At 71.6% G+C, this 14223-nt stretch carries 14 protein-coding genes; 6 read left to right on the forward strand and 8 right to left on the reverse strand.

Translation table 11 applies throughout. The features are described from left to right. Positions 1-386: 386 nt before the first annotated feature. The 4 genes from IO36_RS09830 to IO36_RS09845 form a co-directional block, all read right to left on the reverse strand. Positions 387-1289, reverse strand: coding sequence for a dihydrodipicolinate synthase family protein (locus tag IO36_RS09830; RefSeq protein ID WP_037618170.1), 903 nt, complete (start codon positions 1287-1289; stop codon positions 387-389). A 78-nt stretch (positions 1290-1367) separates the two neighbouring features. Then, entirely contained in the window at positions 1368-2843 is a 1476-nt protein-coding gene (locus tag IO36_RS09835) for an NAD(P)/FAD-dependent oxidoreductase (RefSeq protein WP_051900215.1), read from the reverse strand. Continuing rightward, positions 2836-3135 (reverse strand): (2Fe-2S)-binding protein, encoded by a 300-nt coding sequence (locus tag IO36_RS09840; RefSeq protein WP_037618171.1) that lies wholly within the window; start codon positions 3133-3135, stop codon positions 2836-2838. Before IO36_RS09840 ends, IO36_RS09835 begins: the two co-directional genes overlap by 8 nt. Further along, a complete protein-coding gene (locus IO36_RS09845) occupies positions 3132-4283 on the reverse strand; it encodes an NAD(P)/FAD-dependent oxidoreductase (protein WP_037618174.1) in 1152 nt (383 codons plus the stop codon). Before IO36_RS09845 ends, IO36_RS09840 begins: the two co-directional genes overlap by 4 nt. Before the next feature lie 529 nt (positions 4284-4812). Between IO36_RS09845 and IO36_RS09850 the strand changes: the two genes are divergently transcribed. The 4 genes from IO36_RS09850 (at position 4813) to IO36_RS09865 (ending at position 8303) form a co-directional block, all read left to right on the forward strand. Next, positions 4813-5331: a toxin-antitoxin system HicB family antitoxin gene (locus IO36_RS09850; protein WP_037618176.1), complete on the forward strand. Its 519-nt coding sequence runs from the start codon at positions 4813-4815 to the stop codon at positions 5329-5331. Positions 5332-5463: 132 nt separating this feature from the next. Continuing rightward, complete coding sequence (locus tag IO36_RS09855) at positions 5464-6306, forward strand: DUF4097 family beta strand repeat-containing protein (RefSeq protein WP_037618177.1); 843 nt, start codon at positions 5464-5466, stop codon at positions 6304-6306. 213 nt (positions 6307-6519) lie between these two features. Further along, the gene (locus IO36_RS09860; RefSeq protein WP_051900216.1) at positions 6520-7524 is read left to right on the forward strand and encodes an ATP-binding cassette domain-containing protein; all 1005 of its coding nucleotides are present in this window, start codon (positions 6520-6522) and stop codon (positions 7522-7524) included. Beyond that, positions 7521-8303, forward strand: a complete 783-nt coding sequence (locus IO36_RS09865) for an ABC transporter permease (protein ID WP_037618180.1) — start codon at positions 7521-7523, stop codon at positions 8301-8303. The genes IO36_RS09860 and IO36_RS09865 overlap by 4 nt, the downstream gene beginning before the upstream one ends. Positions 8304-8435: 132 nt before the next feature. Here the strand turns inward: IO36_RS09865 and IO36_RS09870 are convergent, their stop codons facing one another. The 4 genes from IO36_RS09870 to IO36_RS09885 are packed head-to-tail and all read right to left on the reverse strand — an operon-like array spanning position 8436 to position 12525. Next, complete coding sequence (locus IO36_RS09870) at positions 8436-9251, reverse strand: ABC transporter permease (protein ID WP_037618182.1); 816 nt, start codon at positions 9249-9251, stop codon at positions 8436-8438. A gap of 10 nt (positions 9252-9261) precedes the next feature. Continuing rightward, entirely contained in the window at positions 9262-10152 is an 891-nt protein-coding gene (locus IO36_RS09875) for an ABC transporter permease (protein ID WP_037618184.1), read from the reverse strand. A gap of 7 nt (positions 10153-10159) precedes the next feature. Beyond that, complete coding sequence (locus IO36_RS09880) at positions 10160-11368, reverse strand: ABC transporter substrate-binding protein (RefSeq protein WP_209441166.1); 1209 nt, start codon at positions 11366-11368, stop codon at positions 10160-10162. A gap of 26 nt (positions 11369-11394) precedes the next feature. After that, positions 11395-12525 carry an ABC transporter ATP-binding protein gene (locus IO36_RS09885; RefSeq protein WP_037618186.1) on the reverse strand — a complete coding sequence of 377 codons (1131 nt, stop codon included), beginning with the start codon at positions 12523-12525 and terminating at the stop codon, positions 11395-11397. 121 nt (positions 12526-12646) lie between these two features. Here IO36_RS09885 and IO36_RS09890 point away from each other — a divergent pair, with 121 nt between their 5' ends. Both IO36_RS09890 and IO36_RS09895 read left to right on the forward strand, forming a co-directional pair. Further along, positions 12647-13465 (forward strand): FadR/GntR family transcriptional regulator, encoded by an 819-nt coding sequence (locus IO36_RS09890; RefSeq protein WP_037618633.1) that lies wholly within the window; start codon positions 12647-12649, stop codon positions 13463-13465. Next, on the forward strand, positions 13422-14201 hold the full coding sequence (locus IO36_RS09895; protein ID WP_037618188.1) for a cache domain-containing protein: 780 nt from the start codon (positions 13422-13424) through the stop codon (positions 14199-14201). Before IO36_RS09890 ends, IO36_RS09895 begins: the two co-directional genes overlap by 44 nt. Positions 14202-14223 lie beyond the last annotated feature (22 nt).

Genomic DNA, 14223 nt, shown 5'->3' on the forward strand with positions numbered 1-14223 from the left:
GGGTCGGGGCCGTGCCGGTGCATCAGCCCGTCGCCGTCGGACAGAGATGTGAGCGTTAGTGGCGACGGGCATCGATGTACCGGCACGTCCCCTCCCGCCGTATGCCGACTGCGGGTGCGTGGTGGCTTGCGCGAGATCCAGCCCTGGCCCCGCAATGTCCCACCCCCGGCCCAGCAACGTTCCACTCCCGACCCGGGAACCCTCCACCCCCGGCCCAGCAACGTTCCACTCCCGGCCCGGGAACCTTCCAGCCCCGGCCGGGGAAATCTCAGCCCCTCCGGCGTTTGAGGAGCGGGGGTCCGGGGGCGGAGCCCCAGGTACGGGTCGGGTAGGGGCGGAGGGGGCGAAAGAAGGCTTGGTGGGCTGAGGGGAGGGGCGGTGGCCGCTCAGGCAAGTCCCGCGGCGACCGCACGTTCCGTGGCCAGGCGCACCGCCGCCTCCTGCTCGGGCAGCAACGGAACGCGCGGCGGACGCACCGGGCCCCCGTGGCGGCCGACGACGTCCATGGACAGCTTGATGGCCTGGACGAACTCGACCCGCGAGTCCCAGCGCAGCAACGGGTGCAACTGCCGATACAGCTTGCCCGCCGTGTCGAGGTCGCCCGCGACGGCGGCGCGGTACAGCTCGACGCTCGCCCGGGGCAACGCGTTCGGATACCCGGCCACCCAGCCTTTGGCGCCCGCGACGGCCAGTTCGAGCAGGACGTCGTCAGCCCCGATCAACAGGTCCAAATCTGGAGCGAGTTCGGCGATCCGGTAGGCCCGGCGTACGTCCCCGGAGAACTCCTTGACGGCCTGGATGAAGCCGCCCGCGTGCAGTCGCGCGAGGAGTTCGGGCACCAGGTCGACCTTGGTGTCGATGGGGTTGTTGTACGCGACGACCGGGACGCCGACCTGGGAGACCTCCTCGTAGTGCGCGAGGACGGAACGCTCGTCGGCACGGTAGGCGTTGGGCGGCAGCAGCATCACGGCCCCGCAGCCCGCGTCCCTGGCCTGCTCGGCCCAGCGGCGTGCCTCGGCCGAGCCGTAGGCGGCGACGCCCGGCATCACCCGGGACCCGCCGATCGCGGCGACGGCGGTCTCGACGACCGAGGCACGCTCCTCGGGGGTGAGTACCTGGTACTCGCCGAGGGAACCGTTGGGCACGACCCCGTCGCAGCCGTTCTCGACGAGCCAGGTGCAGTGTTCGGCGTAGCGGCCGTGGTCGATCGAGAGGTCGTCGTTCAGCGGGAGGGCGGTGGCCACGAGGACTCCGTGCCAGGGACGGTGACTGTCGGGGGTGACCGTCATGAGGTGTTCCTTCCAAGTGGTCGTGGGGTGTGACATTGCACTGTGTGAAGGTGTGGGCTTGCGGGCCGGCGGGCTGGGTCATGGGTGCGTCGGCTTGGGCGGCTGGGTGTCGCGGCCGGGGGCGTGGTCGTTGCCGTCGTCATGGCTCTCGTCGTCGTCCGCACCCGCTCGGGCGAGTTCGCCTAGTGGCACCGGGCGGGCCGGCATCCTTCGTGCGGGCGTCTGTTCGCAGCCGGTCAGGCCGGCGACGGCGGGCTCGCAGATCCGGCCCTGGCACCATCCCATTCCGGCTCGGGTGAGCAGTTTGACCGTCCGCAGGTCGCCTGCGCCGAGGTCGGTGACGGCCTCGCGGACGCGGCCGGCCGTGACCTCCTCGCAGCGGCACACGACGGTGTCGTCGGTGACCTGGTCGGCCCAGTGAAGGGGCGGTCGGTACACCGTGTCGAGCGCTGCCGCGAAACGGCGCGTTCGCGTCCGGACTCGTGCGGCCGGGCTGGGGTCGGGTGCGGTGCCGTGCAGTCGGGCGGCCGCCGACCGGCCCGCGATATGGCCCTCGGCCAGGGCCAGTTCGGCGCCACCGATGCCCGTGGTCTCACCCGCGGCCCAGACGCCGGGTACGTCGGTGCGCTGTTCGTCGTCCACGGAGACGTTCACCCCGTCGACGCGGCAGCCGAGCGCCTCGGCGAGGTCGGTGTGCGGGATCATCCCGTGCCCGACGGCGAACGCCTCGCACGGGATGCTGCGCGCGGTGCCGGGCCGTACCCGCCCGTCGGGGCCGAGTGCGGCGACGGTGACGGCTTCGAGGTGCCCCTCCCCCTGTGCCTCGACGACGGTGTGCCGTGGAAGGAACGGGATGCGGTGGCGCAGCAGTTGGAACGCGTACAAGGCTCCCTCGACGGCCTTGCCCGGGGCGGACGCCAGCGCCACCGCCGCGCGCGACAGCCTTCGGGGGTCGAGGGATTCCACGAGCGCCGCCACTTCGACCCCGGCGGCCGACAGTCCGGTGGCGACGGGCAGCAGCAGCGGCCCGCTCCCCGCGACGACGGCCCTGCGGCCGGGCACGACGAGACCGCCCTTGAGCATGGCCTGGGCCCCGCCCGCGGTCACCACCCCGGGCAGGGTCCAGCCCGGGAAGGGCAGCACCTTCTCGTATCCCCCGGTGGCCAGGAGCACGGCGTCGGCGCGCACGGCGACGGAGCGCTCCTGAAGCGGGCCGATGAGCGCGTGGACGGTGAATCCCGGTCCGGCACCTGGTGCCTGACCCGTCCGCTCGACCGTCCAGACGTGGTGGTCCGGCAGGTGCTCGACCGTGCCCGCCTCCAGGTGTGCCGCGAGCCCCTGTTCCAGGCGGCTCCACGTGCTCCACCGATGGTGCAGGGCCGAGGGGCGCCTGGCGCCGAGGCCGCTCGCGGGGCGGCGGTAGAACTGTCCGCCCGCCTCCGGGGCCGCGTCGATCAGCGTCACTTGGACACCGCGCGCCGCCGCGGCCAGACAGGCGGCGAGACCGGCCGGCCCCGCGCCGATCACCGCGAGCCGGTGGGGTCCGTCAGTCATCGTGACCGGTGCCCTCCTGCGTGCGGATCGCGTCGCCGGGGGCGAGCCTGACCAGGCAGGCCCGCTGGTTCGGGCGGTCGTTGACCGTGACGAGGCAGTCGAAGCAGACGCCGATGCCGCAGAAGACCCCGCGGGGGCGCCCGGTCCCGCGGGTGGTGCGCCACGAGGTCACGCCCTCGGCCCACAGCGCGGCGGCGACGGTCCGGCCGGGCAGCACATCGATCGTCCGGCCGTCGAGGGTGACGGTGAAGGCGGGGCCGGGTTCGGCCCGTACGAGGTCCAGGGGGTTCACACGGCCTCCTCGGAGAAGCGGTCGGGCCGGAACGGCGTGAGGTCGAGGCCCGGTCTCCCGCCCGCCAGGACCTGGGCGATCAACCGCCCTGTGCCGGTGGACAGTCCGATACCGGCTCCCTCGTGCCCGCAGGCGTGGAAGAGACCGGGCGCCCGGGGGTCGGGGCCGATCGCGGGCAGATGGTCGGGCAGGTAGGGCCGGAAGCCGAGGTAGGTCCGCAGGGCGCGTACCCGCGCGAGGAACGGGAAGAGCCGGGTGGCTCCGGCTGCCAGCTCCCGGACCACGGGCAGGGAGAAGGACCGGTCGAAGCCGACCCGTTCCCGGCTCGCGCCGATCAGTACGGGACCGGCGGCGGTCCCCTCCACCACCGGCGACGTCTGGAGAGCCGCCGAGTCGCTCGCGACGTCGGCCACATAGTCCGCCGCGTACACCTTGTGCCGCACCCGGCGCGGCAGGGGCTCGGTGACCAGGACGAACCCCCTGCGGGGCAGCACCGGAAGGGTGACGCCGGCGAGCGAGGCCACCGCGCCGCCCCAGGTTCCGGCCGCGTTCACGACGGCGGGCGCGTGCAGCTCGCCCCGGTCGGTGCGCACCCCGCGCACCGAGCCGTCCTTCCCGCGTAGCACCTCGGTCACGGTGTGCCCGGTCAGCAGCCGCGCGCCCGACGCCCGCAGGAGGTGCGCGGCGGCGAGGGCCGGCATCACCTGGGTGTCCTGCGGGTAGCGGACGGCGCCCGCCAGTCCAGGCGCCAAGTACGGCTCCAGATTGTGCAGTCGGTCGGCGGCGACCGGTTCCGCCAGTACGCCGGCCGCCCGCTGGCCCTCCGCGAACGTCTCCAGCGCGCTCAGGCCCTCGGGGGTGGACGCCACGACGACTCCGCCCTTGGCCTCGTACTCGACCGCCTGCGCGTACTCCTCGGCGAGGTCGGCCCACAGGCGCCCGGAGAGCAGGGCGAGGTCGAGTTCTGGTCCTGGCGCCTTGTCGGAGACGAGCAGATTCCCCTCGCCCGCGCCGGTCGTCCCTCCGGCCACCGGGCCCCGGTCCACCACGGTGACGTCGAAGCCCTCGCGAGCCGCGTACAGGGCGCAGGCCGCGCCCACCATTCCGGCTCCGACGACCACGACATCGCAGGTAACAGGCTGACTCACATCAGTACTATGTCACATACCGCTGTGCCTGCACATGAGTTGGGGCCGGGATTTGCGGCGGGCTGGTGGTGTCGGTCGAGGGCCGTCAGGAGGCGGGTTCCGGTCGGGGCCGTCGGGAAGCGGGTCCCAGTCGGGAGGCGGGTGCCTGTCGGGGGCTGCCGGGAGGCAGGTGCCGGTCGGGAGTCGGTCGGTGGGGAGTCGACCGTCAGGGGCGAGACTCCCGCGCATCCGAGGCAGGCTGCGGGCCTTCGGCTGCAGGTGCGCACCCCGGGCACCCATTACGCCCGCCCGCGGCACCACATGGCATCACGTGGCATCACGTGGCACCTAATGGCATCACCCGGTGCCACGTGGTGCCATCCGGCGCCATCAGACACCCGTTCAGAGTGCCGTGCCGCTCATGGGGCCATCCTGCGCCAGAAATCCAGCCGCCCATTTCCACAGGCCAGGGCCATTCCGGCGCGCGTACGCCACCAAGCGGTGCCATTCAGGCTTGCACATGGCACCACTGTGGTGCCACGATGTCGTCATGGACCTCACTCCGTATGTCGACAGCCTGCGCCACGAACTCGCGGTGGCCGCCGAAGCCGGCGGGGACGAAGCCCGGCAGCTGGCCGAGCGGCTCACCGCTCCGCTGGAGTCGGCGACTCGTCTGACCATGCTCAACGTGCTCTCCGCCGCGATGGACGAGATCACCCGCGAGCTCGCCCCCGGCTCGGTCGACGTACGGCTGCGGGGACTGGACCCCGATTTCGTCGTGACACCGCCTCCCTCCTACGCAGGCACCACGGAAGCTGTGGAGGCACCTGTCGAACCGGTCAGGGCGCAGCCGCCCGCCGACGGCGACGAGGGTGGCACCGCGCGCGTCAACCTGCGTCTGCCGGCCCACCTCAAGGCTCGTGCCGAAGAGGCCGCGAACCAGGAGGGACTGTCGGTCAACGCGTGGCTGGTGCGGGCCGTGTCGGCCGCGGTCGACGGCGGAGCGCGGCCTCGCCCGACTGGCAGGACCCGCACGGTCGGACAGAGCTTCACGGGCTGGGTGCGCTAGCGGCACCGGCATCGCATCAACACCTCATCACCGGCACCGCATCTTCCGCACCCGCACCCGCACCCGCACCACTTCACCCACACCGTCCCCACCTGCGGGGACGGTTCACAGACTCAAGAGGACGGGACAGCCATGCCTTCTTTCGACACTCCCCAGCCCATCTCGGTCACGGCCGAGGTGGCCGCCGGTTCCATCCGTCTCACCGCCGGGGACCGCGCCGACACGGTCGTCGAGGTACTGCCGCGCGACCCGAAGCGGGACAAGGACGTGCGCGCCGCCGAGCAGACCGAGGTCGTGTACGCGGGCGGCGTCCTGACGATCAGGACCAAGCACCGGCCCCTCGTCGGCCCCAGCGGTCTCGTCGACGTGACGGTCGGCCTGCCTATCGGCTCCCAGGTCGACATGTCGGGCTCCTGGGCCCAGATGTTCGGCGAAGGACGGCTCGGCGAGGTCCGCGTGAAGACCTCGGCCGGGGACGTCCGCCTCGACACCACCGGCCCGCTGACCCTGACCGTGTCGCACGGCCTCGTCACCGTGGACCGGGTCGAGGGCCCGGCCGAGATCACCAGCAGCACCGGCAACGTGCGCGTCGGCACCATCGACGGCCCCGCCGTCCTGAAGAACGCGCACGGCACCACGACCGTGGGCACGGTCACCGGCGAGACACGGACGAGCAGCACGAACGGGGGCATCGACATCACGCGGGCCGAGTCCTCGGTCACCGGCACCACGACCAACGGACACGTCCGCGTCGGTGAAGTCGTCGGCGGACAGATCCTGTTGGAGACGTCCAACGGCTCCATCGAGGTCGGCGTCCGCTCGGGCGTCGCCGCCTGGCTCGACGTCAGCTCCAACCGCGGACAGGTGCGCAACCTGCTCACCGAGTCCGAGGCGCCGGAGCGGGCCGAGGGCACCGTCTCGGTCCGGGCTCGCACCAACTGGGGCAACATCGACATCGTCCGCGCCAAGTCCTGACCTTCCCGCCGACGAGGGCACGACTCCGACGCCAGCTCGTCCAGGCCCCTCCCGGCCGCCGTCGCCGACGACGCCGACGCCACTTCGTCACCGGCCCCCTCCTCCTTCTCCGCGCAGCCGTTCCTTCCTCCCCGAGCCGCCGCCCCCTCCCCCCTTCTTCCAGCACCTCCATCACCCAGCCTCCGAACGGGAGAGCCCATGTCTTCATCTGTCATGCCCACGCCCAGGAAGGGTGACGGTCCGCAGGTCCCCGTCGCCGTCTCCGCCGTCGGTCTGCGCAAGGCGTACGGCGACAAGACCGTGCTCGACGGCATCGATCTGCGCATCCCGGCCGGCTCCGTCTTCGCACTGCTCGGGCCGAACGGGGCCGGCAAGACCACCACCGTGCAGATCCTGTCCACGCTCGTCGCCGCCGACGGCGGGCACGCCCAGGTCGCGGGGCACGACATCGCCTCCTCGCCCGACGGGGTGCGCGCCGCGATCGGGGTCACCGGGCAGTTCTCCGCCCTCGACGATCTGCTCACGGCCGAGGAGAACCTGATCCTGATGGCCGACCTGCTGCGGCTCGGCAAGCGTGAAGGGCGGCTCCGTACGCAGGAGTTGCTCCGGCGGTTCGACATCGCCGATGTCGCCGGCAAGCGGGCCGCGACCTTCTCCGGCGGGATGCGGCGTCGGCTGGACCTCGCCATGACGCTCGTCGGCGACCCCGAGGTGATCTTCCTGGACGAGCCGACGACCGGGCTCGACCCGCGCAGCCGCCGGACCATGTGGGACACGGTGCGGTCCCTGGTCGCGGGCGGCACCACCGTGTTCCTCACCACCCAGTACCTCGAAGAGGCCGACCAGCTGGCCGACAGCATCGCCGTGCTCGACAAGGGCCGGATCGTGGCCGAGGGCACGGCGGAGCAGCTCAAGGCGCAGATCCCCGGCGGCCACGTCCGCCTGCGGTTCACCGAGGCCGCCGACTACGAGCGGGCGATCGCCGTCTTCCCCGGCGCGACCCGCGACGAGGAGGACCTGGCCCTGCGGGTGGCAAGCGATGCCGGCCTCGACGCGCTGCGCGGCCTGCTGGACCGGCTCGACACCGCCGGCATCCGCGCCGCCGACCTCTCCGTGCACACCCCCGACCTCGACGACGTCTTCCTCACCCTGACCGGCGACGGCGCCACCGCGACCGGCGACCACGACACTTCCCGGACCAAGGAGAACCAGCGATGAGCACCCTCACGTACGCCGTGCACGACTCGATGACGATGCTGCGGCGCAACCTCCGGCACGCGCTCCGCTATCCGAGCGTGTCGCTCGGCGCCGCGATGATGCCCATCCTGATGCTGCTGCTGTTCGTGTACGCCTTCGGGGACTCCATCGGCGCGGGGATGGGCGGCGGCCGGGACGCCTACCTGGAGTATCTGACGCCCGGCGTCATCGTCATGGGGGTGGCGGCCGGGGCGATGTCCACCTCGATCGCGGTCTGCTCGGACATGACGCAGGGCATCGTCAACCGCTTCCGGACGATGAACATCACCCGCTCCTCGTTCATGACGGGCCATGTCGTCGGCAGCGTCGTCCAGACGATGGTGAGCATGGTCCTGGTCGTCGCCTTCGCGCTCGCCCTCGGCTTCCGGTCGGATGCGACGCCGCTCGAATGGCTCGCCGCCGCCGGGCTCCTCACGGCCATCGCGTTCGCGGTCACCTGGCTCTCGGCGGCACTGGGCCTGATCTCCAAGACCGTCGAGTCCGCGAGCAACAAGCCGCTGCTGGTGCAGTTCCTGCCGTTTCTCGGCTCCGCGTTCGTGCCGGCCGGCTCGATGTCCCCGGGGCTCCGCTGGTTCGCCGAGAACCAGCCGTTCACCCCGATGACCGAGACGCTGCGCGGTCTGCTCTCCGGCTCCGCGATCGGCGACAACGGCTGGATCTCGCTCGCCTGGTGCGCCGGCATCAGCCTGGGCGGCTACCTGTGGTCACGGTCGCTGTTCAACAGTACGACGAAGCGCTGACCGGGGGCCGCCCGTCCGCCTTCGGTTCGGTTCGGTCAACTGCCCCAGGGGCGGCTGGAGTCCGTGCGTCACGGACTCCGGCCGCCCCTCATGGGCGTAGGCCGAGCACCCCCTCGGGGCGGTTCGGGGACGTCAGATCCGGCTCGACGTGGCCGTGTCCGCTGACAGCCTCTGCGCCGCGTAGATCGGGATCACCGAGAGCAGCACGAGCACGGCGGCCACCACGTTCACGACCGGGGCCTGCCGGGGCCGGGTCATGTTGTCGAAGATCCAGATCGGCAGGGTCTCGATGCCGGGGCCGGCGGTGAACGTCGTCACGACGATCTCGTCGAAGGACAGCGCGAACGCGAGCAGCCCGCCGGCCAGCAGGGCCGAGCGCACCAGCGGGAAGGTGACGTCGACGAAGGCCCGGAAGGTGTCCGCGCCCAGGTCCATCGCCGCCTCCTCGTACGTCCCCGACGTCCGGCGCAGTCGCGCCACCACGTTGTTGAAGACGACGACGATGCAGAAGGTCGCGTGGCCGACGATCACGGTGAACATGCCGAGGCCGACCCCGAGCGGTTCGAGCACCGTGCTGAAGGCCGAGTTGAGCGCGATGCCCGTCACGATTCCGGGCAGCGCGATGGGCAGGACGACCACGAAGGAGACCGTGTCCCGGCCGAAGAACCGGTGCCGGGCGACGGCGAAGGCGATCAGCGTGCCGAGCACGAGCGCGATCGCCGTGGCGCCGAGTCCGGCCTTGACCGACACCCACAGCGCCGCGCGGGCCCCCTCGTTCTCCCAGGCGGCGGACCACCAGTGCAGGGTGAGCCCGGACGGCGGCCAGCTCGCGCTGCGGTCCCGGTTGAAGGAGTTGACCAGGACGAGCGCCAGCGGCACGTAGATGAACGCGAAGCCGAGCCCGGCGGCGGCGCGCAGCGCGATGCGCGCGGGACGGGAGAGTTGCACAGCGGGCTCCTCAGAGACTGCTCAGGGCGCCCGTGCGGCGCATCGCGAGGAGGTACACCACGATGACCACGACGGGGACCGTGCCGAGCGCGGCGGCCATGGGCAGGTTCAGTTCGATGTTGGAGTAGACGACGTTGCCGATGAGCTGGGTCTTGCCGCCGACGATCTGCACGGTGATGTAGTCGCCGAGGCTGAGCGAGAAGGTGAAGACCGAGCCGGCGGCCACGGACGGCAGCACCATGGGCAGCACCACCGAGCGGAAGGTACGGCCCGCGCGGGCCCCCAGGTCCGCCGAGGCGTCCAGCAGGTTGGCGGGCAGCTGCTCCAGTGCGGTGTGGATCGGCAGGATCATGTACGGCAGCCAGAGGTAGGTCAGCGCGATGATGGCAGCCACCAGTCCATAGCCGGGTCCGCTCAGCCCGAGGGGCTTCAACGCCCAGTCGGCCAGGCCGCCTTGGGAGAGGATCAGCCGCCAGGCGTACACCTTGACGAGGTAACTCGCCCACAGGGGCGTGAGGATGGCGACGACGAGCAGCGGCCGGCGCTCGGGCCGGGCGATGCGGGCGGTGTAGAACGCGACGGGGAAGGCGATCACCGCGCACAGGAGGGTGACCGCGAGGGCGACGCCGACGCTGCGCAGGATCACCTGCCGGTAGACGGGCGTGGTCAGCAGCTGGTGGAAGTTGTCGGTCGACCAGACCTTCACCACCTCGGAGGTGAAGGAGTTCGTCGTCCAGAACGCCGACACGAACAGCACGGCCAGCGAGCCGAGATAGAGGACCGCCAGCCAGAGCAGGGGTGCGGTCAGCAGCAGGGACAGCCGCAGCCGGGGGCGCCGGTGCAGTGTCCCCGCGAGCCGCCGGACGGGAGAGCGTCCGACGGCCTGCGGGAGGGAGGTCATCGTCCGGTCAGCCCTTGATCTCGGTCCAGGCCTGGACCCACTTCGCGTACGGGACGCACTTGACGTCGGTGCGGCCGTCGAGGCACTGCTCGATCGGCGTGTTCCAGAAGGCGACGTTCTTCCAGTAGCTCTCGTCGGTGGCGTGGAAGGTGTCGCAGAAGGACTTGTCGCTCGTGTACGCGCAGGCCTCGGAGTTGGCGGGCGCCTCACCGAAGTACTCGGCCACCTGGGCGTTGACCTTCGGCGAGATGATCCAGTCCATCCACTTGTAGGCACAGTTGGGGTGCTTGGCCTTGGCGGAGATCATCCAGGTGTCGGACCAGCCGGTGGAACCCTCCTCGGGAACGAAGGCCTTGACCTTGGCTCCCTCGTCGGCGGTGAGGTTGGCGATGACCTGCCAGGTGGTGCCGACCACGGAGTCGCCGCTCTTGAAGGCGGAGATCTCCTTGAGGTAGTCGCTCCAGTACTCGCCCACGTTCGCGCTCTGCTTCTTCAGCAGCGCGACGGCGGCGTCGAACTGCTTCTGGTCGAGGGCGTAGGGGTCCTTGATCTTCAGCTCGGGCCGGGCGGACTTCAGGTAGAGCGCCGCGTCGGCGATGTAGATGGGCGAGTCGTACGCGGTGACGTGGCCCTTGTGGGCGGAGGCGTCGTCGAAGACCGCGGACCAGGACGTCGGGGCGGGGCTGACCTTCTCGGTGTTGTACATCAGGAGGTTGGCGCCCCGGCCGTGCGGGATGCCGTACATCTGCCCGTCGACGGAGTTCCAGGCGCCCTTCTTCAGACCGCTGAAGACGTTCTTGTAGTTGGGTACGAGGGCGGTGTTGACCGGGGCCGCGTCACCGGAGGCGATGAGGCGCAGGGAGGCGTCCCCGGAGGCCGAGACCGCGTCGTACTGGCCGGTCTTCATCAGCTTGACCATCTCGTCCGAGCTGGCGGCGACCTTGGAGTTGACCTGGCAGCCGGTCTGCTTCTCGAAGTCGGAGACCCAGTCGACCTTCGGATCGTTGGAGCCGTCCTCGACATAGCCGGCCCAGGCGATCAGGTTGACCTGCCCCTCGGTCTTGCCGAGCTTGGACTGCGCCTTGAGGTCGGGCGGGTTGAGGCCGGTGGACGCGGAGGAGCCCGTGTCGGACGATCCGCAGGCGGTGGCCGCGAGGAGCACCGCGACGGCGGCGGCGGCCTTGAGGGTTGGGGTGAGGCGCACGGCGTACTCCATACGTGACGGGGGACTGAGCGGGGAGGTCAGCGGGGGTCGGGGACCCGGACGGCGTGGCGGCGGTGCCACCGGAGCCGGACCCGGGTGCCGCGCAGGGCGGCGACGTCCTCGGAGGAGGTCTCCAGGTTCTGCTGGAGCGCGGTGAGGCGGCCGCCGGCGTCGAGGTCCACCAGGAAGCGGGTGGCGTCGCCGAGATAGACGACCTCGGCGACGGTGCCGGCGGCGGTGGAGAACTCTGGCTCGGCGGAGTCGGTCGCCCTGGCGGTCGCCTCGTCGTCCTCGGTCGACCCGGCATCGGCGGCCCCGGCGTCGGCGGGCTCGGTGGCTGCGGGCTCGGTCGGTCGCGCGGACTCCTGGAGCACGCGGATCTTCTCGGGCCGGATGCTGTACGTGCCCGGGGCGCCGACGACCTGCTGCGCCGAGGGCCCGTCGAGCAGGTTGGACGTGCCGACGAAGCCCGCGACGAAGGCGGTGGCGGGACGTTCGTAGATCTCGGCCGGCGTGCCGACCTGTTCGATGCGGCCCTGGTTGAAGACGGCGACGCGGTCGCTCATCGTCAGGGCCTCCTCCTGGTCGTGGGTCACGAACACGAAGGTGATGCCGACCTCGCGCTGGATCGCCTTGAGTTCGACCTGCATCTGCTCGCGCAGCTTGAGGTCGAGGGCGCCGAGGGGCTCGTCGAGCAGCAGGACGCGGGGGCGGCCGACGAGGGCCCGGGCGAGGGCGACGCGCTGGCGCTGGCCGCCGGAGAGCTGGGCCGGACGACGCCGGCCGAACCCCTCGAGGCGTACGTCGGCGAGCGCCTTGCGGGCCCGGACCAGCCGCTCCGCCTTGGGCACCTTGCGGACCTTGAGACCGTAGGCGACGTTCTCCTCGACGGTCATGTGCGGGAACAGGGCGTAGTCCTGGAAGACCGTGTGCACGTCCCGTTCGAAGGGGGCGAGACCGGTGACCTCCTGGCCGGCCAGTTCGATCCGGCCCTCGGTCGGGCTCTCGAATCCGGCGATCATCCGCAGCACGGTCGTCTTGCCCGAGCCGGACGGGCCGAGCATCGAGAAGAACTCGCCGTCGGCTATCTCCAGATCGGCTCCGGCCACGGCGGTCGTCTCTCCGAACGCCTTGCGCAGGCCCTGGAGCCGGATCGCCTTTGCCTCCATGGGCGGGGAACCTTTCTGGTGCGGGGTGCGTTGCAACACTGACCGGAAAGATATGAAGCCATAGTTCAAACCTCAAGACCCCTTTAGAGTAAAGGTTGAGTCAACGCACAAGGTGGTGACCGTGAAGCAACACCGGGGCGACGGCGTCCGCAGAGCCGTCTTCACTCCCGTGGACAACCGCGCCCGCGTCGAGACGGTCGTGCACCGGATCGGGGACGCCATCGAGCTCGGGCTGCTCGCCGACGGCGAGCAGCTGCCGGGCGAGATGGAGCTGGCCGGACAGCTCGGCGTGTCCACGGTCACCCTGCGCGAGGCCCTCATGGCCCTCAGGCAGCAGGGGCTGGTCACCACGCGCCGCGGGCGCGGCGGCGGCAGCTTCGTGTCCCTGCCCGAAGTGCCGGGCGAGGAGCGGCTGTTGGCCCGGCTGGCCGGCTGGAGCACCGAGGAGCTGCGGGACCTGGGCGACCACTGGGCGGCCCTGTCCGGAGCGGCGGCCCGGCTCGCGGCCCAGCGGACCGAACCGGACGACCTCAAGGCGCTGCGGCGCAGCCTCGACGACCTGTCCGCCGCAGAGGACGCCCCCGCCCGCAGCCGCGTCTACGGCCGCTTCCACGTCGAACTCGCCGCGGCGGCGCAGTCCGCCCGGCTGACGCGCGAACAGGTCGTGCTCCAGACCGAGGTGGGGGCGCTGATGTGCCTGGTGCTCGGGGACGACGAATATCGTGAAGAAGTCGCAGACCGTCACCGCTCCGTAATCTCGGCCGTGCAAGATGGGGCCCACGATTCGGCCAGGGCACTGGCCGAGCGGTGCGTACTGGACTCGACGGCGCGGCTCATCACCCTGCGCCTGTCGATGCCGCGTGCCGCGTCAGGTCCGCGTCCTCTGGAGGGCACCCATGCGCAGGAGCCCCGGACCCGCCGGCGCGACGGCGACGCTTGACGTCTCCGCCGAGGCGGCCGTCGCCGCTCAGGTCCGCCGGACGCTGGAGGCCGTGTTCGAGGCGGTCGCGGAGACCCGGGCCGAGACCGCCGCGCTGCTCACCCGCGTCGCGGCCGAGGGCCGCCGCCCCGCGAGCGTGGACCTGGCGGCGCTGCGCCCGGGGCTCCATCTGCGGCTCACCCGGCAGGAGTTGGTCTCGGGCGCCGGGTTCGTGGCCGCGCCCGGCCTGCTCGGTGACGTACCGGCGTGGCTGGAATGGTGGCAGCAGGGCTCCGACGGCGGTGTACGGCCGCTGCTGCTCGACCTCGATCCGGAGCACTCCGCGTACTCGGACTACACGCACTGGGACTGGTTCGCCCTCCCCCGGGACACCGGGCAGCGCGCGGTCGCCGGTCCCTACGTCGACTACCTCTGCTCGGACGAGTACAGCCTGACGCTGTCGGCACCGGTCCAGATGGACGGCCGGTTCGTGGGCGTGGCCGCTGCGGACGTGTATCTGCGGCACTTCGAGGGCGCGGTCGTGCCGCTGCTGCAACGGCTGCCCGGAGCCTCGTACCTGGTGAACGCCCGGGGCCGGGTGGCCGCGTCGGCCGACCCCGCGCATCTGGCCGGATCACTCACCAGGGGACCGGACTTCGCGGGTGTGCTGGCCGCGGCCCGGAGCACCGTCCACGGCGCCATGCGGCTCGTCCCCTGCGACGGCGTACCCCTCGTCCTGGTGACGCCGGCGGGCTGAACGGCCCGCTTCCCGGGGTGCG

The organism is Streptomyces aureus (genome assembly GCF_000725495.1).
Classification (GTDB): domain Bacteria; phylum Actinomycetota; class Actinomycetes; order Streptomycetales; family Streptomycetaceae; genus Streptomyces; species Streptomyces aureus_B.